Annotated in this window: 24 protein-coding genes; 10 read left to right on the top strand and 14 right to left on the bottom strand. The window is 59.2% G+C overall.

Annotated features, from left to right (window positions below):
* Positions 1 to 218 precede the first annotated feature (218 nt).
* Positions 219 to 938, bottom strand: a complete 720-nt coding sequence (gene phnR / locus ABLV30_RS04765) for a phosphonate utilization transcriptional regulator PhnR (protein WP_009653851.1) — start codon at positions 936 to 938, stop codon at positions 219 to 221.
* A gap of 140 nt (positions 939 to 1,078) precedes the next feature.
* Between phnR and phnW the strand changes: the two genes are divergently transcribed.
* Both phnW and phnX read left to right on the top strand, forming a co-directional pair.
* Positions 1,079 to 2,182, top strand: coding sequence for a 2-aminoethylphosphonate--pyruvate transaminase (phnW, locus tag ABLV30_RS04760; RefSeq protein ID WP_048262986.1), 1,104 nt, complete (start codon positions 1,079 to 1,081; stop codon positions 2,180 to 2,182).
* 9 nt (positions 2,183 to 2,191) lie between these two features.
* The gene (gene phnX, locus ABLV30_RS04755; protein WP_064357593.1) at positions 2,192 to 3,001 is read left to right on the top strand and encodes a phosphonoacetaldehyde hydrolase; all 810 of its coding nucleotides are present in this window, start codon (positions 2,192 to 2,194) and stop codon (positions 2,999 to 3,001) included.
* A gap of 32 nt (positions 3,002 to 3,033) precedes the next feature.
* Here phnX and nepI read toward each other — a convergent pair whose 3' ends face one another.
* On the bottom strand, positions 3,034 to 4,215 hold the full coding sequence (nepI, locus tag ABLV30_RS04750; protein WP_049084188.1) for a purine ribonucleoside efflux pump NepI: 1,182 nt from the start codon (positions 4,213 to 4,215) through the stop codon (positions 3,034 to 3,036).
* Between the two features lie 212 nt (positions 4,216 to 4,427).
* Here nepI and ABLV30_RS04745 point away from each other — a divergent pair, with 212 nt between their 5' ends.
* Complete coding sequence (locus tag ABLV30_RS04745; RefSeq protein WP_025107572.1) at positions 4,428 to 4,787, top strand: type II toxin-antitoxin system RelE/ParE family toxin; 360 nt, start codon at positions 4,428 to 4,430, stop codon at positions 4,785 to 4,787.
* A complete protein-coding gene (locus ABLV30_RS04740; protein ID WP_004126838.1) occupies positions 4,771 to 5,094 on the top strand; it encodes a DNA-binding transcriptional regulator in 324 nt (107 codons plus the stop codon). Before ABLV30_RS04745 ends, ABLV30_RS04740 begins: the two co-directional genes overlap by 17 nt.
* A gap of 82 nt (positions 5,095 to 5,176) precedes the next feature.
* On the opposite strand, the gene ABLV30_RS04735 is transcribed toward ABLV30_RS04740, so the two are convergent.
* From ABLV30_RS04735 to ivbL, 8 genes are all read right to left on the bottom strand, one after another.
* On the bottom strand, positions 5,177 to 5,629 hold the full coding sequence (locus tag ABLV30_RS04735; protein ID WP_009653860.1) for a DUF1198 domain-containing protein: 453 nt from the start codon (positions 5,627 to 5,629) through the stop codon (positions 5,177 to 5,179).
* Positions 5,630 to 5,806: 177 nt separating this feature from the next.
* A complete protein-coding gene (gene uhpT / locus ABLV30_RS04730; protein ID WP_004107098.1) occupies positions 5,807 to 7,198 on the bottom strand; it encodes a hexose-6-phosphate:phosphate antiporter in 1,392 nt (463 codons plus the stop codon).
* Positions 7,199 to 7,343: 145 nt separating this feature from the next.
* Positions 7,344 to 8,663: an MFS transporter gene (locus ABLV30_RS04725; RefSeq protein WP_032751824.1), complete on the bottom strand. Its 1,320-nt coding sequence runs from the start codon at positions 8,661 to 8,663 to the stop codon at positions 7,344 to 7,346.
* A 9-nt stretch (positions 8,664 to 8,672) separates the two neighbouring features.
* Positions 8,673 to 10,154: a signal transduction histidine-protein kinase/phosphatase UhpB gene (uhpB, locus tag ABLV30_RS04720; protein ID WP_265801293.1), complete on the bottom strand. Its 1,482-nt coding sequence runs from the start codon at positions 10,152 to 10,154 to the stop codon at positions 8,673 to 8,675.
* Between the two features lie 17 nt (positions 10,155 to 10,171).
* Positions 10,172 to 10,765 (bottom strand): transcriptional regulator UhpA, encoded by a 594-nt coding sequence (uhpA, locus tag ABLV30_RS04715; RefSeq protein WP_004107112.1) that lies wholly within the window; start codon positions 10,763 to 10,765, stop codon positions 10,172 to 10,174.
* A gap of 182 nt (positions 10,766 to 10,947) precedes the next feature.
* The gene (gene ilvN, locus ABLV30_RS04710) at positions 10,948 to 11,238 is read right to left on the bottom strand and encodes an acetolactate synthase small subunit (protein WP_004855635.1); all 291 of its coding nucleotides are present in this window, start codon (positions 11,236 to 11,238) and stop codon (positions 10,948 to 10,950) included.
* Positions 11,239 to 11,241: 3 nt separating this feature from the next.
* Positions 11,242 to 12,930, bottom strand: coding sequence for an acetolactate synthase large subunit (gene ilvB, locus ABLV30_RS04705; RefSeq protein ID WP_109240716.1), 1,689 nt, complete (start codon positions 12,928 to 12,930; stop codon positions 11,242 to 11,244).
* 102 nt (positions 12,931 to 13,032) lie between these two features.
* Entirely contained in the window at positions 13,033 to 13,128 is a 96-nt protein-coding gene (gene ivbL / locus ABLV30_RS04700) for an ilvB operon leader peptide IvbL (RefSeq protein ID WP_004107123.1), read from the bottom strand.
* Between the two features lie 580 nt (positions 13,129 to 13,708).
* On the opposite strand from ivbL, the gene tisB reads away from it, so the two are divergent.
* From tisB to emrD, 4 genes are all read left to right on the top strand, one after another.
* The gene (gene tisB, locus ABLV30_RS04695; protein WP_004107126.1) at positions 13,709 to 13,798 is read left to right on the top strand and encodes a type I toxin-antitoxin system toxin TisB; all 90 of its coding nucleotides are present in this window, start codon (positions 13,709 to 13,711) and stop codon (positions 13,796 to 13,798) included.
* Positions 13,799 to 13,869: 71 nt separating this feature from the next.
* A complete protein-coding gene (locus ABLV30_RS04690; protein ID WP_032751821.1) occupies positions 13,870 to 14,316 on the top strand; it encodes a GNAT family N-acetyltransferase in 447 nt (148 codons plus the stop codon).
* Between the two features lie 70 nt (positions 14,317 to 14,386).
* Positions 14,387 to 15,220 (top strand): DMT family transporter, encoded by an 834-nt coding sequence (locus ABLV30_RS04685; protein ID WP_257198290.1) that lies wholly within the window; start codon positions 14,387 to 14,389, stop codon positions 15,218 to 15,220.
* A gap of 177 nt (positions 15,221 to 15,397) precedes the next feature.
* Entirely contained in the window at positions 15,398 to 16,582 is a 1,185-nt protein-coding gene (gene emrD / locus ABLV30_RS04680; RefSeq protein ID WP_004855651.1) for a multidrug efflux MFS transporter EmrD, read from the top strand.
* A 246-nt stretch (positions 16,583 to 16,828) separates the two neighbouring features.
* Here emrD and dsdC read toward each other — a convergent pair whose 3' ends face one another.
* Positions 16,829 to 17,758, bottom strand: a complete 930-nt coding sequence (dsdC, locus tag ABLV30_RS04675; protein ID WP_025107568.1) for a DNA-binding transcriptional regulator DsdC — start codon at positions 17,756 to 17,758, stop codon at positions 16,829 to 16,831.
* 223 nt (positions 17,759 to 17,981) lie between these two features.
* On the opposite strand from dsdC, the gene dsdX reads away from it, so the two are divergent.
* The gene (dsdX, locus tag ABLV30_RS04670) at positions 17,982 to 19,319 is read left to right on the top strand and encodes a D-serine transporter DsdX (protein WP_004116631.1); all 1,338 of its coding nucleotides are present in this window, start codon (positions 17,982 to 17,984) and stop codon (positions 19,317 to 19,319) included.
* Between the two features lie 17 nt (positions 19,320 to 19,336).
* Positions 19,337 to 20,665 (top strand): D-serine ammonia-lyase, encoded by a 1,329-nt coding sequence (dsdA, locus tag ABLV30_RS04665; RefSeq protein WP_257198289.1) that lies wholly within the window; start codon positions 19,337 to 19,339, stop codon positions 20,663 to 20,665.
* A gap of 52 nt (positions 20,666 to 20,717) precedes the next feature.
* Here dsdA and ABLV30_RS04660 read toward each other — a convergent pair whose 3' ends face one another.
* From ABLV30_RS04660 to ABLV30_RS04650, 3 genes are read right to left on the bottom strand one after another with little or no spacing between them, the layout of a single operon-like run.
* Complete coding sequence (locus ABLV30_RS04660) at positions 20,718 to 21,248, bottom strand: radical SAM protein (protein ID WP_265801182.1); 531 nt, start codon at positions 21,246 to 21,248, stop codon at positions 20,718 to 20,720.
* Positions 21,245 to 21,607, bottom strand: a complete 363-nt coding sequence (locus ABLV30_RS04655; protein ID WP_014227322.1) for a DUF202 domain-containing protein — start codon at positions 21,605 to 21,607, stop codon at positions 21,245 to 21,247. The genes ABLV30_RS04660 and ABLV30_RS04655 overlap by 4 nt, the downstream gene beginning before the upstream one ends.
* On the bottom strand, positions 21,597 to 21,944 hold the full coding sequence (locus tag ABLV30_RS04650) for a DUF202 domain-containing protein (RefSeq protein ID WP_004855665.1): 348 nt from the start codon (positions 21,942 to 21,944) through the stop codon (positions 21,597 to 21,599). Before ABLV30_RS04650 ends, ABLV30_RS04655 begins: the two co-directional genes overlap by 11 nt.
* Positions 21,945 to 21,964 lie beyond the last annotated feature (20 nt).

Below are 21,964 nucleotides of genomic sequence, written 5' to 3'. Positions count from 1 at the left end.
GCAGAAGACTCCCTCCCGGAGGCGGCGCTTGACGCGCCTGTCCGGGCTACTCGTCCGCAGTCAGCGGTAAACCCGTAGCCCGGTCAGCGCAGCGCCACTGGGGCGCCCGCGACAGGCATTCAATACCCGGGCTACCCGTCCGCAAACGGCGGTAAACCCGTAGCCCGGGTAAGGCGCCAGCCGCAACCCGGGAAAACGCTCGGGCTGGACCAATAAAATCAATGGGTATCGACTTCAATACGCAGGCTGTCGTGGCGCCAGTACTCAATATCGTAATCGAGAATTCGCCCGTGCTGATCGTAGTTGAGGCGGCGCAAGAGCAGCGCCGGCCGCCCTTCCATCACCCCCAGGGCTTCCGCGGCCTGGGGCGGCATTGAGGTGGGCCAGAACGACAGATGCATACTGGTATATATCAGGTCATAGTGGGTCTGATAAATTTCGGTCAGGCTGCCGTTTAAATCATGGCGCAGCAGCTCCGGAACCCTGGCCGGCAGGCAGTGATTTTCACAGTAGCAGATTGCCCGCCCGTCAGCATGGCGCAGTCGGGTGAGCAGGTAGATCTGGTCGAACGGCTGCAGCGCCAGCGGCGCCATAACGTCCAGCGGAACGGCGGCCAGACGACCGTCGAGCAGCACCGTTTTCGGCTCCCGCCCCTGTTCCAGGCACAGCTTGTGGAAGTTGGTATTCTGCGTCGGATCCAACCACAAGCGCTCCGGCGTAACAAACCAGCCGCGGCGGTCGGCGCGATAAATCACGCCGCTGGACTCAAGCTGCGCCAGGCTCTCACGCACCGTAATACGCGTGGTGTTGAACAGCGCGCACAGCTCGCGCTCGGACGGCAGCTTATCGCCGCTCTTCAACGCGCCGTTTTGAATACGCGCCTGAAGCTGCGCCTTGATCAGCAGATACTGTGGCGTCTCGCCAGAGGGTGATTTCATGTTCGCTCGCGGCCAAATTTGATGCGCTCATTATACATAACCAGATGAATTTTTTGTTGCAGCGCTACTTTCCCTTTGACCTTTTCGGGGCACGATCGTCATTATAAAAAACATCTGGTATAGACCAAATGGTGAAAACAATGACTTCGCGTAATTATCTGCTGCTGACGCCCGGACCGCTAACCACTTCCCGTACGGTAAAAGAGGCGATGCTGTTCGATAGCTGTACCTGGGACGACGACTACAATCTCGGCGTCGTTCAGGTCATTCGCCAACGGCTGGTGGAACTGGCGACGCCCGCTAACGGCTACACCTCAGTGCTGCTGCAAGGCAGCGGCAGCTACGCGGTTGAAGCGGTGCTCGGTAGCGCGATCGGCGCGCAGGGGAAAGTGCTGATTATCAGCAACGGCGCCTACGGCGCGCGCATGATCGAGATGGCGAAACTGATGTGCATTGCGCACCATCCCTACGACTGCGGCGAAGTGGCGCGGCCGGACGCGGCGGCGATCGAACGGATCCTGCAAACCGACCCGGCGATCACCCATATCGCCATGGTGCATAGCGAAACCACGACCGGCATGCTCAACCCGATCGAAGAGGTCGCCGCGCTGGCGAAACGTTACGACAAACGCTACATCGTCGATGCCATGAGCAGCTTCGGCGGCATTCCCATGGACGTCGCCGCCCTGAATATCGATTATCTGATCAGCTCCGCCAACAAATGCATTCAGGGTGTGCCGGGCTTTGCCTTCGTCATTGCCCGGGAGGCGGAACTGGCAAACTGCCAGGGCCGCTCGCGCTCGCTGTCGCTGGATCTGTACGCCCAGTGGCGCTGCATGGAGGATAACCACGGCAAGTGGCGCTTCACCTCACCGACCCATACCGTGCTGGCCTTTGCCCAGGCGCTGAAGGAGCTGGCGGAGGAAGGCGGCGTGCGCGCACGTCATCAGCGTTACAGCACGAACCAGCGGCGTCTGGTGGCGGGAATGCGTACGCTAGGCTTTCAGCCGCTGCTCGACGATAGCCTGCACTCGCCGATCATCACCGCGTTTTACTCCCCGGATGCGCCGCAGTATCGCTTTAAGGATTTCTACCAGCGGCTTAAAGAGCAGGGTTTCGTGATCTATCCGGGCAAGGTGTCGCAAAGCGACTGCTTCCGTATCGGCAACATCGGCGAAGTGTACGACGCCGACATCACCGCCCTGCTGGCGGCCATCAAAAACGCCATGTACTGGCAATGCTAAGGAACCGTCATGAACCGTATTAACGCCGTTATTCTTGATTGGGCAGGCACCACCGTCGACTTTGGCTCCTTCGCGCCGACGCAGATTTTCGTTGAGGCCTTCCGTCAGGCTTTTGCCGTGGAGATTACGCTCGAAGAAGCCAGGGTGCCGATGGGTCTCGGCAAATGGCAGCATATTGAAGCGCTGGGGAAACTGCCCGCCGTGGACGCCCGCTGGCAAGCGAAGTTTGGCCGGGCGATGAACGCTGCCGATATCGACGCGATCTATGCTGCTTTTATGCCGCTGCAGATTGCCAAAGTTGTCGATTTTTCTGCGCCGATCGCCGGGGTTGTCGACACCATTGCCGCGCTGCGCGCCGAAGGCATAAAAATTGGCTCCTGTTCCGGCTATCCGCGTCTGGTGATGGAAAAGCTGGCGCCGGCCGCCGCCGCGCAGGGCTATGCGCCTGACCACTGGGTGGCGACGGACGACCTCGCCGTCGGGGGGCGGCCAGGCCCGTGGATGGCGTTACAGAACGTCATTGTCCTCGGCATCGACTCGGTAGCCCACTGCGTCAAGGTTGATGATTCCGCTCCCGGCATTACCGAAGGATTAAACGCCGGAATGTGGAGCGTGGGTCTGGCGGTTTCCGGTAACGAATTCGGCGCCAGCTGGGAGGAATATCAGCAGATGAGCGCCGAAGAGATCGCCGCCCGCCGCGAGCACGCCGCCGGGAAGCTGTACGCCGCCGGGGCGCACTATGTGGTAGATACGCTGGCGGATTTGCCGGGCGTGATTGCCGACATCAACCGTCGTCTGGCGCAGGGCGAACGCCCGTAGTTTTATTGACGATTCGCCTGACTGCGGCCCCATTACACTCGTACTTTCGTCGCCACCAGCAGGCCGGTCAGCAGCATCAACGTACCGGAGAGGACCAGCGGCGAGAGCAGACCAAGGTGATCCAGCGCCACGCCGCCAACCGCGGCGCCGCAGGTGTTGGCCAGCTGGATCACCGCCACCTGAATCGACCCGGCTTTCTCCGCCTGATCGGACAGGGAGCGGGTGATCCACGTTGACCAGCCAACCGGTATCAACGCGAAGGCAAAGCCCCAGATAACGGCAACCGTCGACGCCACGATTTTACTCTCCCCCCACAGTACCAGCACCGCCGCGCTGATGGCCAGCACCACCGGGGCAACCGCCAGCGCCGCTTTCACCGATCTTTTGAGCAGCATCGAAGAGAGCGAGGTGCCGACGAAGCTGGCGATGCCGAAGCTCAACAGCACCAGCGTCAGGCCGTCAACGTCAAAGCCCGCCAGCGTCATATACACCGGGCGAATATAGGTAAAGAAGGCGAACTGGCCGGCGAAGGCCATAAAAATGGCGCACATCCCGGCCATCACGCCGGGGCGCTTTAGCAGGCCGAACATATTTTGCTGCGCCGAGGTCGACTCGCCCGGCAGAGACGGCAGCGCCTTCAGCACCCAAATCGTACAGACCACCCCCATCACCGCGGCGCCGTTAAAGACGTTACGCCAGCCGATAATCCCACCGAGAAAGCTGCCCAGCGGCGCGGCGATCACCAGCGCTATCGATACCGCGCCAAAAATGACCGACAGGGCTTTGGGCACCACGCGCATCGGCACCAGCCGCATGGTGAGCGACGCCGACATCGCCCAAAAACCGCCCAGCGCCAGCCCGAGGCAGGCGCGGCCGAGCAGCAATAACGCAAAGCTGTTAGCAAAAGAGACCAGCAGGCAGGAAAGGGTCAGCAGAACCGAAAACAGAATCACCACATAGCGGCGATCGGTACTGCGGATGATCGAGGTGATAAACAGGCTGGCAAACATCGCCACGAACGCCGTGGTGGTGACCGACTGTCCGGCAACCCCTTCGGAGATGCCTAAATCCTGCGCCATCGGCGTGAGCAGGCTTACCGGCAGGAACTCAACGGTAATCAGGCAGGCCACGCAGAAGGCCACCGCAAAAACCGCCGACCAGTTGGGTCGCGCCGACTGATGAGCCTGTGGCGTAGAGGCATTCGAAGGAGTCATAAGTTACCTGCATGGTTGAACACGGGGAAGCCGCGCAGTGTAACATTTTAAATGTGACGAATTTAACGTTTTGACAACTTTTCAGGCCTTGCAAAGCTCCTGCGTAGCTGCTCGCATAACCGGAAAATCACGTTCTTAGGTATTTCAGAACAGTAAGAGGAAGAAATAACATAGCACTTAGTGCTATATTTATGGTTACAGGATGTCAGCCAATGCGTGTTTTTAAAACGAAATGGTTTACCAGGGAAGCCCGGGCCCATGCGATTGATGATGGCGAACTCTGCAAAGCGATTGAAGCCACTCTCCAGGGAAAAGCAGATAACCTTGGTGGCGGCGTTTACAAAAAACGCCTCAATAAAAATCGCGATCGCGCAATTATTCTGGCAAAGGGCGCTGAGCATTGGTTTTACACATTTTTATACGCCAAACAGGATATCGCCAATATCGATAACCGAGAACTCGCGGCGTTCCGTGAGTTAGCCAGGCATTATTCCCTTCTCAGCGAGGAGAAAATGGCGGCATTGGTTAAGAGAAAAGAATTGGTGGAGATTTGTCATGACTGCAAAAACTAAATTCAAAAGCCCCGCCTTTGAAGCTATCCATAGCGCTGCAGCAGGTTTATACAGTGTTGATGCGATCGCGCAGGAGACAATGCGCAGCTTTGATGAAACATGCATCAGCCGCGTAAGCGATTTCCAACCTGGTGAAATTAAGGCTCTACGTGACCAACTCAACGTCAGTCAGCCGGTTTTTGCCCGCTATCTGAACACCAGCGTTTCCACGGTCCAAAAATGGGAAAGCGGGGCAAAACGCCCCGGTGGGCTGGCACTGAAATTACTCACCATCGTGCAAAAACATGGGTTAGAGGTACTGGCATGATGGCTTTGTTGCGATGACTTATGCACCGGTGGCCTCGTCGGCGTGACGTTTAACGAAGCCAACAGTGCACCGGAAAGTGATATCAGTGCAGCCAGTGGACGCCATCCTCCGGCAAAAACAGCGCGTTATAGCGCTCCTGCAAAGCGTGCAGGTCGCTCACTTCCGGCTCCAGCTCGCGAAGAAAACCTTGTGCCAGGCGGATTTGCGCTTCGGTAATCGGCGCCGCGAGGCGGGACTTTTTCATCAGCCGATACCAGTAGTGCAGGTTCTGCTCGCTGCCGTCGACGATAGCGACCTGCCAGATCAGCAGCACCTGCGCGGCATTTTGCAAATGCGCTTCATTCGGCCGCTCCAGGTAGCGCAGATACTCGTTGCCGGCGGTTTTTCCCAGCTGATCGATCATCGATTCCAGCGGTACCGGCGTAATGCCTAATCGTTCGCTCAGACGACGAATCGCACGGCGTGAATCAGAGGTAAGCACCCGAAATCCCACAACAAATACCACTATCAGCGTGGCCAGTCCTAACCAGATCATGCATCCTCTCATTCAATCGCAGCCCCACTATCATAATGGGAAATTGCCCGCTGTCGACTGCCGGACGTACCATAATGTGACTTATCGCGGCCCCGTATCGCTATCATCAAACCGCCCGGCAAGAGGCATAAAAAAGCCCGGCGCAGGGGCCGGGCAACGTGACTCACACCCAATGACTCAGGCAGTCTGCAACGTTTGCGTCTTTTTCTGACGGCGGATTTTACGTTCTTCAAATACCGCGACGATGGCCATCAGGCAGATGCAGCCAATCGCCGCCGCATCCAGCGCCGCAAAGGTGCCCGCCCAGCCGGTGAGGCCGAAAATCGGCGTACCGTCGGCAATCATCCCGAGGCCCAGCTTGGCGAAGCTGTCGCCGATCAGATAGGCGAAGGTGCCCTTGATCCCGTCGGCAGCGCCAATCGCCTTTTTCGGCACGAAACCTACCGCGGCAACGCCGATCAGCAGCTGCGGGCCAAACACCAGGAAGCCCAGCGCAAACAGCGAGGCGAGATAAACGTACTGGTTACTGGCGTGCTGATAAACCCCCAGCGTGGCGATAATCAGCGCCAGCGCAATGCAGGCCACCAGAGCGCGACGACCGTTTGCCAGATCCGACAGCCAGCCCCACAGCAGCGTGCCGACCAGCGCGCCCACTTCAAACAGGGTAAAGCCCTGAATCGCCACCTCTTTGGAGAGCTTCAGCTCCTGGAAAGCGTAAACGGTGGACCACTGGTCGATACCGATGCGCACCACGTACAGGAAGATGTTGGAGAAGCACAGCAGCCAGATGACTTTGTTCTTCAGTACGTACTCGACGAAGATCTGCCATTTGGTCATGGCGTTTTCTTCCGTCTCTTTATCCTCTTCGCTGATCTCTTCGCCAAACAGCTCTTCGGCGTTACCGAGGCCGTAGGATTCCGGGGAGTCGCTGCCGAAGCGCAGGCCGATAAAACCGACGATCAGCGCGATAATCGACGGGAAGATAAACATCCCGATCACGTGGCCGTCGAACAGGTAGTTGGCGCCAAACAGCGCTACGCCCGCCGCGCCGGCGCCGCCGAGGTTGTGAGAAATATTCCAGAAGCCGAGGAAGGTGCCGCGCTTACGGCGAGGCGTCCACTTGGTAATAGTCGAATAGCTGCATGAGCCGCCGGTGCTCTGGAAAAAGCCGCTCAGAGCGTAGAAGGCGATCATCAGGAACAGGCTGGTCGACCCTGCACCCATGCTGGCGCTGAAGCCAAGCATACAGATGGCCGAAAGGATCAGCATAAACGGTAGAAACTGCTTGGTGTTCTTACCGTCTGCGTAGTAAGAAACCAGCGTTTTACCCACGCCGTAGGTGATTGAGAATCCGAGACCGATCATCCCCAGCTGCGTCATGCTCAGCCCGTAGGTGGAGATCATGTCGTTCTGCGCGATGTTAAAGTTTTTGCGGATCAGGTACATGGTCAGATAGCCGATGAAAACCACCAGATACGACTGCATGAACGGTTTGAACCACATTTTGCGCCGCGCTTCGAGCGGCAGGTCCAGGGTTGGCTTACGCACCTGGTTTAAGAAGGCCAGCATGATTGGGTGACTCCTGAGCTGATTTAGTACCTGCGAATGGCAGGCATTGTAAAAATCAGCCGGGAGACTCGCCTGAGACAGCGTCCAGGCGAAACCGGGAAAATTTCTTAGTTTTACGCCCTTCGGCGAAGAAAGGTGAAGTGGGTCACGCTTCTCGCGGCGCCTGGGCGTTTAAAAACGGCAGCAGCAGCAGGGCGGAAATACCGGCGGCAATGGCGATAACCACGAAAAAACCGCTCCAGTGCCAGATTTCCATCACCTGCGCCAGCGGCCAGCCGGAGAGCGATGCGCCAAGATAGGCAAACAGGCCAACAAAGCCGGTTGCCGCCCCCGCCGCCTCTTTGTGCGAGCACTCCGCCGCCGCCATGCCGATCAGCATCTGTGGGCCAAAAACGAAAAAGCCGGTCGTGAAGAAGCAGGCCGCCTGCATCACGTAGCTGGCGAACGGCATCAGCCAGAGGCCGCCCACCGACAGCAAAATACCGGCGGCGAAAATCAGGTTCATCGGCCCGCGGTTGCCGTTAAACAGTTTATCCGAGCCCCAGCCCGCCACCAGCGCGCCGATAAAGCCGCCCACCTCGAACATGGTGACCGCCGAATTCGCCGTGACCAGATCGACGCCGAGCGTTTCCGACATATACAGGTTGCCCCAGTCGTTAATCGCCGCGCGCACCACGTACACCAGCACGTAGCACAGCGAGAGCAGCCAGATATAGGGATTCAGCAGCACGTATTTGGTGAGGATCTCTTTACGGGTCAGGCCAGCCCCTTCCTGCTGCTGGGCAATCTCCAGTTCATCGTGCCGCCAGTCGCCCACGGCGGGCAGTCCTACCGCCTGCGGCCGGTCGCGCAGCCGCCAGCAGAGAAACAGCCCGGCGAGGATCGCCAGCATGCCGGCAATCATCATCCCCGTTCGCCAACCGTAGTGCAGCGCCGCCGCGCCAACCACCATCGGGATCAGCGCCCCGCCGACGTTATGCGCCGTATTCCACAGCGCCCACCAGCCGCCGCGTTCGGTGCGCGAATACCAGGTCGTCAGCAAACGGGCGCACACCGGCGAGCCCCAGCCCTGGAAGAAGGCGTTCAGCGCCCACAGCAGCGCGAAGGCCCACAGCGAAGTGGAAAAGCCAAACAGAATATTCACCACGCCGGTAGCGACCAAACCGATGCCCATAAAATAGCGGGCGTTAGAGCGGTCGCTGACGATACCGGAGAAAAATTTCGACAGCCCGTAGGTGATGTAGAACAGCGTTGCCAGCAGGCCGATATCGCTGCGCGTCAGCACGTTGCTGGCGAGGATTTCCGGCACGGCGGCGTTAAAGCTTTTACGCGTAAAATAAAACAGCGCATAGCCCAGCCAGATGGTCAGCAGAATATGCCGACGCCAGTAGCGGTAGCGCGCGTCCAGCGCCGGTTTGTCGGTAATCGGCGGAGCATCGGGCGGGGATTTCAAAAAGGCAAACATCGTCGCTCCTCAGGCGTAGCGCAGCGGCAGGCTGACGCAGACGCGGGTGCCGTGGGTGCAGGAGATGGTTAAGGTGCCGCCCAGCGCGCTGACGCGCTCGCGCATGCCAGTCAGGCCGAAGCCCTGCTGACCGGAGCCCGGCGGCAGGCCGCAGCCGTCGTCCTCCAGCACCAGCATCAGCCGCTGCTCCTGCTGCCAGCCCTGCAGCATGACGGCGCTGGCGCTGGCGTGTTTGACGATATTATTCAGCCCTTCCTGGCAGACGCGGAACAGGGTGACGCGCTGGTTTTCGCTCAGCAGCGACTCATCAATACGCCACGCCAGATGGCTGACCATACCGCGGTCCTCCAGCTCCATTTCGCGCATCAGCGAACGCACCGCCTGTTCAAGCGTCAGGTCGTCCAGCTGGCGCGGGCGCAGGCGGCCCAGCAGGCGGCGCACCGAATCATAGACGCCGAGCGAAAGCTGCTCAATCAGCTGGCCGCTCTGCCTGACGCTGGCGCTGTTGGGCGCCAGACGCTGGACGATCCCCGCCTGAGTACGGATGGCGGTGATCGTCTGGCCGATATCATCGTGCAGCTCGCGGGCCACCTCGCGGCGCACGCTCTCTTCGGTTTCCAGCAGGCGTTCCGCCAGCCGCTGGTTGCGCACCAGCTCGTTTTGCAGCGACTGATTCAGCTCGCGCAGCCGCTGAATGCCAGCGCCCAGCAGCAGGCCCGTCAGGCTTTGCGCCAGCAGCGAAAGCAGCAAATCCACCGGATGATCGTGCCAGCTCTGGCTGGCAATCAGCGCGATGGCGTTCATCAGGGTCGCGATCAGCGCGCCCTGCCAGCCGTAGTGCCAGGCCAGGGCGATAATCGGCAGCGCCAGGCAGAAGGGCGTAAATCGCGAGAGCTCGGCGGGCAGCCCCAGCTGGAGCCAGAGGCTGACGCTGAACAGCAGCAGATACCAGATAAGATGCCGCCCGCGCCAGTTTACCGGCTGCGAGACCAGCGATGGCCCCAGCGGCCGCCAGACGGTACTGGTAAGGTAGTGCCAGATAACCAGGCAGGTAGGCGCCAGCGTCAGGCCGCCGGTCAGGGTCAGCAGCAGCGCGTTCAGCCCCTCCTTGCCTTCCGGCAGCCACGGCAGCGACTGAAGCAGCGCAGCGGCGATCAGCGCCCCTCCCTGGCGCAGCAGGGTGAGCCAGTCGCGCTGCTGACGATAGCGCGAAATCAGCGCCACCGGCAGCAGGGTCAACAGGCTTCCGGTCATCAATATTATCGGGTGCGCCAGCGCCACTTCCTGCGTCAGCCAGAAGATCAGCAGCCACTCAGCGCCCAGCAGAACCGGCCAGTAGCCGCGCGGACACTGCAGCATCAGGCCAAGACGCAGGCCAAAGGGGAAAAGCAGCACCGCAAGGTCGGCACGCTCCACCAGGTGCAGGCTGATGCTCCACAGGCAAAACCACGCGGCGGAAAAGATAAAGCAACAGCCGATAACCGAGAGCAGCCGGGAGAGAAAGGCGTTCATTGCCAGCTATCGAACATGCGGCGCGCCAGCTCGACGTCGTTGCTGACGCCCAGCTTTTCCAGCAGATTGGCGCGATGAACGTGCACGGTTTTTGGCGACAGGCCCAGCTCGGCGGCAATCTCTTTTACCGCCATCCCCTGCGCCAGCTTTTCCGCCACCTCGCGTTCGCGTTTGGTGAGCGGATCCCGTCGCCCGGCCGCCAGCTTCATGGCGATATCCGGCGTCAGGTAGCAGCCGCCGGCCGCCACGGTGCGGACGGCGGCGATCAGCTCATCCGGGCTGCAGCGCTTGGAGAGAAAGCCGCGCGCGCCGGCGTTCAGCGCCTGCTCCACCAGCGCCGGGCTGTCGTGCACCGACAGCATCACGATCGCCATCCCTTTCGGTAGCTGGCTTAACAGCTCAAGCCCGGAGATATCCGGCATCGAGATATCGCAGATACAGACCTGCACGCCGCGGCCGGGCAGCCCCGCCAGCGCTTCGCGCCCGGAACCGAATTCGGCGACGACCTGAAAATCGGCTTCCAGCCCCAGCAGCTGGGCAAAGCCGGAGCGGACGATAAGATGATCGTCAATAAGGGCGATTGTGGTCATGGCGATTCCTGGGGAGGATAAAAAACGCGCTTACCTTAACGGTATAAACGTCATCCTTCAAGCTGCCTCTGTTCCCCCCAGTCACTGACTTCACTCAGCTCCCGGGGGATTCTCAGACTTGCCGCCCTGATGCGGCTTGAGTGATTTTGTTTATCGCGCGCCGCGGATCAAGCCGCGAGCGATTATTCGAAGAACACCGCGATTTTGCTGAACATGGAGGGATCGGACTGATTGCGCACCACCTTCTCAACGTCTTCCAGCTTTTCGATCTGGCTAATCATCTGCCCGAGGCGCTGATCGTCGTTGACCAGTAGCCAGATGCGGCTCTGGTTGCTGTCCGGGATCGGCAGACAAAGAATGCCTTCCACGTTAAATGCGCGGCGGGCAAACAGGCCGCAAACGTGGGTCATCACGCCAGGGTGGTTGCGCACGGTGAGCTGTAGAATAACGTTTTCATGAGTCGCTTGTTGCATGGCTTATTCCCCCACCATTTCAGTATTGGCCGCACCCGGCGGTACCATCGGATACACTTTTTCTTCGGCATCGATACGCACGTGGATCAGCGCCGGACCCGGGCGGTCGATAATCGCCTGCAACGCCGCCTGCGGATCGGCTTCGTTATTTAAATCACAGGTTTGCAGACCAAAACCGGCGGCGATCTGCATAAAGTTGACCATGCCAGGATAGGTCGCGGCGAACACGCCCTGCTTATAGAACAGGCTCTGCTGCTGGTGAACCAGCCCCAGCGCTTCGTTATTCATCAGGATGATTTTTACGTCCAGCTGATTTTCCGCCGCGGTAGCCATTTCCTGAATGTTCATCATCAGGCTGCCGTCGCCGGAGAAGCAGATGACCTTGCGCTGCGGGTTAGCCAGCGCCGCGCCTACCGCGGCAGGCAGACCAAAGCCCATGGTGCCGAGGCCCCCGGAGGTCAGCCACTGGCGCGGGCGGTTGAGCGGATACGCCTGCGCGACCCACATCTGGTGCTGGCCGACGTCGGTGGTCACGATTGCCTCATCGTCAACGCAGGCGGCAACGGCGTTAATCAGGCCATAGTGGGTAAGCGGGTCTTGCTCCTGCGGAATGGTGCAGGGGAACTCCCGCTGCAGATCGGCCACCAGCTGCAGCCATTCGCTGCGCGGCTGCGTCTCGACCTGCGGGATCAGCTGCGCCAGCACTTCGCCAACATCGCCCTGAATCGCTACGTGCGGCTGTTTGATTTTACCCAGCTCAGAGCGGTCGATATCAACGTGGATAATTTTCGCGTTCGGGCAGAACTGCTCGGTTTTACCAATCGCCCGGTCATCAAAACGGGCGCCTAAAACAACCAATAAATCAGCCTCTTGCAAAATAAAATTGGTGCTGCGCGCGCCGTGCATCCCCAGCATGCCCAGCGACAGCGGATGCGCTTTCGGCAGCATCCCCAGCGCCATCAGGGTCTGGGTGGTTGGCAGGTTGGCTTTTTCCGCCAGCTGGCGAATGGGCTCAGGCGCGTTGATCACCCCACCGCCCAGATAGAGTACCGGACGCTGCGCGGCGTTAATCATCGCCGCCGCTTCACGCACGCTGGCGCTATCGAACGTCGGAGGCGCCGTACGGGCGCCGGGTTCCGGCAGGGCGTCAAGCTCAATGGTCGCGGCCTGAACATCCTTAGGAATATCTATCCACACCGGCCCTGGTCGCCCGGACTGCGCGATGCGAAACGCGTCGCTTATCACCTGCGGCAGCTCAGCAATGTTGCGGACCAGATAGTTATGTTTCGTGATGGGGATAGAGATACCGTAGGTGTCGACTTCCTGGAAAGCGTCGGTGCCGATCATTGAGGCCGGAACCTGGCCGGTAATGCACACCAGCGGAATCGAATCCAGACGGGCGTCGGCGATAGCGGTGATCAGGTTAGTGGCTCCCGGGCCGCTACAGGCCATACACACCGCCGGTTTGCCCTCGGTGCGCGCCATGCCCTGGGCAATAAACCCCGCGCCCTGCTCGTGACGCGCCAGAATATGGCGGATCTGCGTGCTTTGGCTTAACGCATCGTAAATGGGAAGGATGGAGCCGCCCGGAATGCCGCTGACCGTGGTGATCCCCTGACGCTCCAGTAAATGAACGACTAACTGTGCGCCAGTGAAGCGCATTTTTTGTGATGTTGTGCCCGAACTTGCCATGCTCCAGTCCTTTTATTCTGGGCCGACTTACCGGGGGGCATGAAACGAAAAACCCCGCTCGGTTTGCGCCGGCGGGGTTTGGAATTCGTGTTGTTCCGGACCCTACGGCGCGTTGCCGACGACGACCACCACAGACACGACGACCACCGCGGCAGGCGCGGTTAGTAGTAGGGTCGAAGTCAGCGTGGTAGCGTTCATGAGGGACCTGTTGTCTCAAAAAAGGAATGAATTTATACAAACACAGCTTTTGTCATTTCACAATGGATTTATTTTCAACCAGGAGAAACTGCGCGGAAGATCACATTAATTTGCGGCGGGATAAAAACAAAAAACCCCGCCGCGGCGAGGTTTTCTGTTCGGTGTTTTTACGGTTGGTAGCCGCAAGCACACTGTATTACGTCAACGAAAAAAGTATACGCGATCGGGGAAGAAGGCGCAATTTTCACGATGGTTTTTGCTGATTTAGAGTATGGATCGCATATACAAATTTGTCCAAAAAATACTGTTCATATATACAGTATTCATTCTATACTGAGGGGGTACGCAGGGGGAATCTGGGGCCGCACTTTTACCGGCGCAAAAAAGTCCTGGCTGAAACGGGTGGTGCCGTCAGCGCCTTAACCCCAGAAGAGCACACTGTGTTACGTCAACAAATACCCCGAATTATTGAGTCCGCCACCGGCAGGTGGCGCCTGAATATGACGGGTATACCCTGGCTGGCAACAGGCGGCGGAAAGGTACGCCAGCCGGTTGTGCTCCTGAACCAGAGGAGACGCGTATGGGCGGAGTGGATATCGTTGTTCTGATCCTGAAACTCATGGTTGCCGTGTTGCAACTACTTGATGCAGTCCTGAAGCAGTTCCGCTGATTCAGGTTCAAGTCGCACCTGAGAGGGGCGGGAAACCGCCCCTCTACAGGCTAACCTGACGGAGAAAAATTATGGCACCGTTGTTGATCGCCGCTATCACCCCGGACGAACCCGGTTTTTCGGCGCTCCGCGCCGAAAGCCTGGCGCAAAACCTGAACATGCTGCGTCGCCTGGCGGAGAACTGGCAGAACGGGGAAAACCGTTTTAACGCGCCGGGAGAAAAGCTGCTGGGGGCTTTTGCGCACGGGCAGCTGGTCGGCGTGTGCGGGCTTAACATCGACCCTTTTAGCCAGCAGCCGCGGGCCGGTCGCATCCGCCATTTGTATATCGCCGATCGCCATCGTCGGCAGGGGATCGGGCATCAGCTGCTGGTCTCGGTTATCACCCACTCCGGCAGCAGCTTTGATTTTCTCAACACCCATGCGCCGTCAACGGCCTGGTCGTTTTATGAAAATCTGGGATTTCGCCCGATATATGATGAACCCCGGGTCACCCATCGTCTGTTCTGTTCGCTCTAGCCGCCACTGGCTGCTGAAGAGTGCGCATGTTACAGTCCGTTGACGATTTATTCCCCAGCGCCAGGCCGCAATGACCATTACCGTATTCTGTATTTTGCTGTTCGCCGCCCTGCTTCACGCCAGCTGGAACGCTATCGTTAAAGCCAGCGGCGATAAAATGTACGCAGCGGTAGGCGTTAGCGGCTCTGCCTCGCTCATCGCCCTGGTTCTGCTCCCTTTTGCCCCCCAACCCACGCTCGCCAGCGTGCCGTTTCTTGCCGTCTCCTGCGCGCTACAGGTGGTGTATACGGTGCTGGTGGCAAAAACCTATCAGGTCTCGGATATGAGCCAGACCTATCCGCTGATGCGCGGGACCGCCCCGCTACTGGTGGCGATAATCAGCGTCGCCTTTCTTGGCGACACTCTCTCCCCGCTGGCGTGGCTGGGCATCGGCGTCATCTGCCTGGCGATTCTGGCGATGGCCTTTAACGGGCGCGCCAGTTCGAGCCGGGGTATCGTACTGGCGCTGATCAACGCCTGCTTCATTGCGGGCTACACGCTGGTTGACGGAACCGGTGTGCGGCTTTCAGAAACCGCGCTGGGCTATACCCTGTGGACCTTTTTTATGAACGGCTTCTGTCTGCTGTGCTGGGCGATGATTGCCCGGCGCCCGCAGGCCAGCCGCTATCTGCGCCAGCACTGGAAGAAAGGCATGGTCGGCGGCGTCGGTACCATGGGCTCCTATGGCCTGGCGCTGTGGGCAATGACCCAGGCGCCGCTGGCGGTGGTGGCCGCCCTGCGCGAAACCTCGATTCTTTTTGGCGCAGTTATCGCGTTTATCCTGTTGAAAGAGAAGGTAGTTCCATTGCGCATCGCCGCCGCCTGCGGCATTGCCGCCGGGGCGATTCTGCTGCGGCTGTCTTAATCCACACATGGCAACATTAGTTGCCGACTTTCGTTTACAAAACCTGCCTGAACATCCCCGACAATCCCCCCTTACAGGGTTGTTCTGTCATTTTTATGTGGTAGATTCCTCCATCGTTTAGCGGGTGTGCCAGTCACATATTCTTCATCTTCAACTTTATACAAAGTATTCATCGACATGAAACGGCATAAGAACTTCAATTTGTTGTTGATGCTGGTGCTGCTGGTGGCCGTAGGCCAGATGGCGCAGACCATTTATATTCCGGCGATTGCCGATATGGCGATATCGCTCAACGTTCGCGAAGGCGCGGTGCAGAGCGTGATGGCCGCTTATCTGCTGACCTACGGCGTCTCGCAGCTTTTCTACGGCCCGCTCTCCGATCGCGTTGGCCGCCGCCCGGTGATCCTGGTGGGAATGTCCATTTTTATGCTGGCGACGCTGGTTGCCATTACCACCCATAGCCTGCCGGTGCTGATTGCCGCCAGCGCAATGCAGGGGATGGGTACCGGCGTCGGCGGCGTGATGGCGCGAACCCTGCCGCGCGATCTGTATGAAGGGGCGCAGCTCAGGCACGCCAATAGCCTGCTGAATATGGGGATTCTGGTTAGCCCGCTGCTCGCGCCGCTGATTGGCGGCATTCTCGATACCTTATGGAACTGGCGGGCCTGCTTCGTATTTCTGCTGGTACTTTGCGCCGGCGTCACCTTCAGCATGGCGCGCTGGATGCCGGAAACCCGGCCCACCGGCGCGCCGCGTACCCGGCTCATCACCAACTATAAAACGCTGTTCGGTACCGGCGCGTTCAACTGCTATCTGCTGATGCTGATCGGCGGCCTGGCGGGCATTGCCGTGTTCGAAGCCTGTTCCGGCGTGCTGATGGGCGCGGTACTGGGTCTGAGCAGTATGTCGGTCAGCATTCTGTTTATTCTGCCGATCCCGGCGGCGTTCTTTGGCGCCTGGTTTGCCGGCCGGCCGAACAAACGCTTCCCGACGCTGATGTGGCAGTCGGTGATTTGCTGCCTGCTGGCGGGGGTGCTGATGTGGATCCCTGGCCTGCTGGGCGTGATGACCGTCTGGACCCTGCTGGTTCCCGCCGCGCTATTCTTTTTTGGCGCGGGGATGCTGTTCCCGCTGGCAACCAGCGGCGCGATGGAGCCCTTCCCGTTCCTCGCCGGCACCGCCGGGGCGCTGGTGGGCGGGCTGCAGAATATCGGTTCCGGCGTGCTGGCGTGGCTGTCGGCGATGATGCCGCAAACCGGTCAGGGCAGCCTCGGCCTGCTGATGATGCTGATGGGATTGCTGATTCTGCTGTGCTGGCTGCCGCTGGCGTCGCGCTTTCATCAACACCAGCAGCCGGTTTAAGGCTTCATTGCGGGTTCCCCGGGTCGCGACGCGGGGCGTCTTACCCGGGCTACAAAATGACGGACGCCGATGAACCCGTAGTCCGGCTAAGCGCAGCGCAAGCCGGGAAGCGGTGGCGAATTATCAGCCCCGGCATATTTCCCGGAGGCGGCGCCTGACGCGCCTGTCCGGGCTACCGGCCCGCAAACGGAGGTAAACCCGTAGCCCGGTCAGCGCAGCGCCACCGGGATGAAACTAAGCCGGTCATCATAATTGCGCCTGACTCTGCAGCCAGTGGATAAAGGCGTCAATTTTCGGCCACTGACGGCCCGGCAGGGTCGTCACGTAGTAGTGCTGATGGCACTTCAGGGTCATCTCGCCGAACGGTACGATCAGCTCGCCGCTCTCCAGGCGCTTTTGCACCAGCCGCTTACGCCCCATCGCCACGCCAACGTGATTCATCGCGGCAATCACCGCTAAATCCGAACGATCGAAGCCAATACCCGACGATTGCGGCAAATCTACGCAAAATGTCTGCGCCCAGCTGAACCACTCATCGGTGCCGGAATCGTTGCTCCACGCCTGACGATCGTGCAGCAGCGTACAGTGACGAAGATTGCCGGGGTTCTGCTGTAGCTGATGCTGGCGCGCGTAATCCGCCGTGCAGACCGGTACGATGGCCTCATCCATCAGAAAATGGTGGCTCAGCTGCGAGGAAGGCGCATCATCGAAGTAGATTGCCAGATCGATGCCCGCGCGCTGCATATTGACGTTATCGTTGCCGGTCAGCACGGTAAGCGAGATCGACGGATAGCGGCGGGTAAAATCGCCGAGCGCGGGAACCAGCCAGCACTGGGCGATGGACGGGCGCGAATAGACCGTTAACGTCCCCGACAGCTCCTGGTTTTTAATATCCAGAATTTCCTGGTTCAGGCTATCCAGCGAGGACTTCAGCGCCCAGAACACCCGCTTACCTTCATGCGTCAGCTCTACTTTGCGGTGCGAACGCACAAACAACTGGATCCCCAGCTCTTCTTCCAGCTGATTGATACGGTGGCTCACCGCGCTGGGCGTCAGCGACAGCTCCTCCGCCGCCAGCGCAAACGACTCATGCCGGGCGGCGACTTCAAAGGTATACAGCTTCGATAGCTGCCAGCCGTTAAGCAGGCGAGTGCCTAACTCTTTTAGCGTCTCCATCTCTTACTCCTTCACTATTCCCCGCCGAGTGTAAGAAATTTTTCGCGCCAGCTGCGCGTTAAAGATGAATAAAAGTGATGCATAGCACACATAACAGACAATTTTAGAGCAAAATCACCTTTTTGATTCAATCTAATTCACCTGAAGGGCCGTTTATATCGTTTGTCAGCGCGTGCCGTTTTTCTGTTCAATACCCATAGATTATTCACAGGCGAGGTGGGGTATGGAATCTCAGATCTGGGTTGTGAGCACGCTGCTGATCAGCATCGTGTTGATTGTATTAACTATCGTCAAACTGAAGTTTCACCCGTTTCTGGCGCTACTGCTGGCAAGCTTTTTCGTCGGCGCCATGATGGGCATGAGCCCGCTGGATATGGTTAACGCCATTGAGAGCGGGATTGGCGGCACGCTGGGCTTCCTTGCGGCGGTGATTGGGCTGGGAACGATTCTCGGCAAAATGATGGAGGTCTCCGGCGCAGCGGAACGTATCGGCCTGACGCTCCAGCGCTGCCGCTGGCTGTCCGCCGACGTCATTATGGTGCTGGTGGGCCTGATTTGCGGGATCACCCTGTTCGTTGAAGTGGGCGTGGTGCTGCTGATTCCGCTGGCATTTTCCATTGCCAAAAAGACCAACACGTCGCTGCTGAAGCTGGCCATCCCGCTGTGTACGGCGCTGATGGCGGTGCACTGCGTGGTGCCGCCGCATCCGGCTGCGCTGTTCGTCGCCAACAAGCTGGGCGCGGATATCGGAACGGTGATCGTTTACGGTCTGCTGGTGGGCCTGCTGGCTTCGCTGGTCGGCGGCCCGCTGTTCCTGCGGCTGCTCGGCAACCGCCTGCCGTTTAAAGCGGTGCCGGCTGAGTTTGCCAACCTCGAAGTACGCAAAGAAGAGACCCTGCCGTCGCTGGGCGCCACGCTGTTTACGGTGCTGCTGCCGATCGGCCTGATGCTGGTAAAAACCATCGCCGAACTGAATATGACCAAAGGCGGCACGCTGTATATGCTGCTGGAGTTTATCGGCAACCCGATCACCGCCATGTTTATCGCCGTCTTTGTGGCCTACTACGTGCTGGGCATCCGCCAGAATATGGGCATGAGCACCCTGCTGACGCATACGGAAAACTGTTTCGGTTCTATCGCCAATATCCTGCTGATTATCGGCGCAGGCGGGGCCTTTAACGCCATTCTGAAAACCAGCGGCCTGGCCGATACGTTGGCGGTGATTCTGTCGAACCTCGATATGCACCCGATTCTGCTGGCCTGGCTGGTGGCGCTGATTCTGCATGCCGCCGTCGGTTCCGCCACCGTCGCCATGATGGGCGCAACCGCCATCGTCGCGCCGATGCTGCCGCTCTATCCCGGCGTGAGCCCTGAAATCATCGCTATCGCCATCGGCTCCGGCGCGATTGGCTGCACTATCGTGACGGATTCCCTGTTCTGGCTGGTTAAGCAGTACTGCGGGGCAAGCCTTAACGAAACGTTCAAATACTATACCACGGCGACCTTTATCGCTTCGCTGCTTGCACTGGCCGGTACATTCCTGCTTTCTTTCATCATCTGAGCGCAAAGAGACGTAATATGAAAAACGCTGACATGACCACTTTACTCGCCCAGTTTCCTCTACTGGAGGAGCTGATAGCCCTGAAAGAAACCACCTGGTTTAACCCGTCAACGACGTCGCTGGCGGAGGGGTTACCCTACGTTGGCCTGACGACAGAAGACGTTCAGGACGCCCACGCCCGCCTCGACCGTTTTGCGCCCTATCTGGCGGAAGCCTTTCCGGAAACCGCCGCCACCGGCGGTATTATCGAATCCGAGCTGGTGGCCATCCCGGCAATGAAGGTCCGGCTGGAAAAAACCTTTCGTCAGCCCATTGCTGGCGATCTGCTGCTGAAGAAAGACAGCCACCTGCCGATTTCCGGCTCGATTAAGGCCCGCGGCGGCATTTATGAAGTCCTGACCCACGCGGAAAAACTGGCGATCGACGCGGGATTGTTAAACACAGCCGACGACTACCGCAAGCTGCTGACCCCCGAGTTCAGGACGTTCTTCAGCCAGTACAGCATCGCCGTTGGCTCCACCGGCAACCTGGGGATGTCGATTGGCATAATGAGCGCGCGCATCGGCTTCAAGGTGACGGTCCATATGTCCGCCGACGCCAGGGCATGGAAAAAGGCCAAACTGCGCAGCCACGGCGTGACGGTGGTGGAGTATGAAGAGGATTACGGCGTGGCGGTTGAGCAGGGGCGTAAAGCCGCCGAGTCCGACCCGAACTGCTTCTTTATCGATGATGAGAACTCGCGCACCCTGTTCCTCGGCTACTCCGTGGCCGGCGAGCGGCTAAAAGCGCAGTTTGCCCGCGAAGGGCGCGTGGTGGACGCCAGTCATCCGCTGTTTGTTTATCTGCCGTGCGGCGTTGGCGGCGGCCCCGGCGGCGTGGCGTTTGGCCTGAAGCTGGCATTTGGCGATAACGTCCACTGCTTCTTCGCCGAACCGACCCACTCCCCTTGCATGCTGCTGGGGGTTTATACCGGCCTGCATGACCAGATTTCGGTTCAGGATCTGGGAATTGATAATCTGACCGCCGCGGACGGTCTGGCGGTAGGCCGCGCTTCCGGTTTCGTTGGCAGGGCAATGGAGCGCCTGCTGGATGGGTTCTACTCTCTCGATGACCAGACAATGTACGACATGCTGGGTTGGTTAGCCGAGGAAGAAGGTATTCGCCTGGAGCCGTCCGCGCTGGCCGGCATGGCCGGGCCGCAGCGGGTCTGCGCCAGCCAGGCGTATCAGCAGATGCACGGTTTCACCGCCGGGCAGATGCGCAATGCGACCCACCTTGTGTGGGCAACCGGCGGCGGCATGGTGCCGGAAGAGGAGATGGCGCAGTATCTGGCAAAAGGACGGTAAACCTCCCGTCAGGTCAACGCGATGGCGACGAAGCTTCTTTCGTCGCCATTTTTTAGCGCAGCAGATGCATAAGCTCAACCGGCGAACGGTGCTGATTGAGTAGATCGCGCAGAACGCGCATATAGGGGGCGCTCCAGCTATAAAACTGCCGGTAACCCTCGCATAGCGCATTGGAGCCATCCTCCAGACGCAGCTGCGGGCAGCCCCCACCGCATAATCTTAGCCAGGCGCAGCCCGCGCAGGCTGGCCCCGGCGGATTGTTGGCATACTGCACCGACTCGCCGCGCCAGGCGCGCAGCGTGGCCTCAAACAGCGGCACGACGATGCGGTTAGCATCTTCTTTAACCCAAATCGCAAACACCGCGCAGAGGAAATCCCCCCACAGCCGGGCGTCGGAAGGTTGCAGATGGGGAATAAACTTGATGGCCACGGCTCCCTGAGCGCTCAGCTGATGGTAGACACGCTCGGGGCGTTGGCACGCCTGACGATCGATAATGACTTCCTGTACCGGAAGATCGCTCGCCAGCGATTTGCAGTTACCGCAGTGCCGATCGGCACCGTAATCGGCCTGACATCCTGTCATGTCATATCCTTAATAAACAAAATCACCTGTCGTATATGGGTTACAGCAAACAACAATGACAGGGAAAGTACTGCGAATGCGATCAAAAATTTGTCACGAACCGCCTGCGGCTGAGCAAAATCGCTTTGCTCAACGTTCATCAGATTGCGGCTGCGGGTATAGCGCCAGAGGATAAGGGCGGCGAACGGCAATATGCACAGCGAAATCCAGAATGCGATCCCCGCCTGATGCCAGTGGTGCTTAATCGCCAGCGCCAGCAGCGCGCCATAGCCTAAAAGGGTGCGAAACCAGGCCAGCGACGTACGCTCCGGCTGCAGGCCCGGATCGCTCTCGCGACGCGCCCGGCGATTATCCGGCATAGAGCACCAGCGCCATCACCACCACGATGACGAGGGTCAGCAGAATACTGATCAGCAGCAGCGTGCGGGTATAGGGAAGATCCTGTTTCAGCCGCATCGCCTTTTCGTTGCTCAGCCAGCGTATATAGCCGTAAATCGCCAGACCGCCGGCAAACAGGCACAGCAGCAGCGCCAGAATTTCGCGAATCAGCGGCGTAGCGAAATCCGGCGCCAGCTGGTCCAGGCCGACGCCACCGGCTAAAAAGCCAAGCGAAGTGCGGATCCACGCCAGAAAGGTACGTTCATTCGCCAGCGAGAAGCGGTAATCCGGCGCTTCACCAAGGCGGGATATTTTCATCATGACTCCTTGATGGATTC

It is taken from the genome of Klebsiella sp. CN_Kp113 (assembly GCF_040064585.1).
GTDB lineage: Bacteria > Pseudomonadota > Gammaproteobacteria > Enterobacterales > Enterobacteriaceae > Klebsiella > Klebsiella michiganensis.
This window is presented reverse-complemented; position numbering and strand designations above follow the sequence as displayed.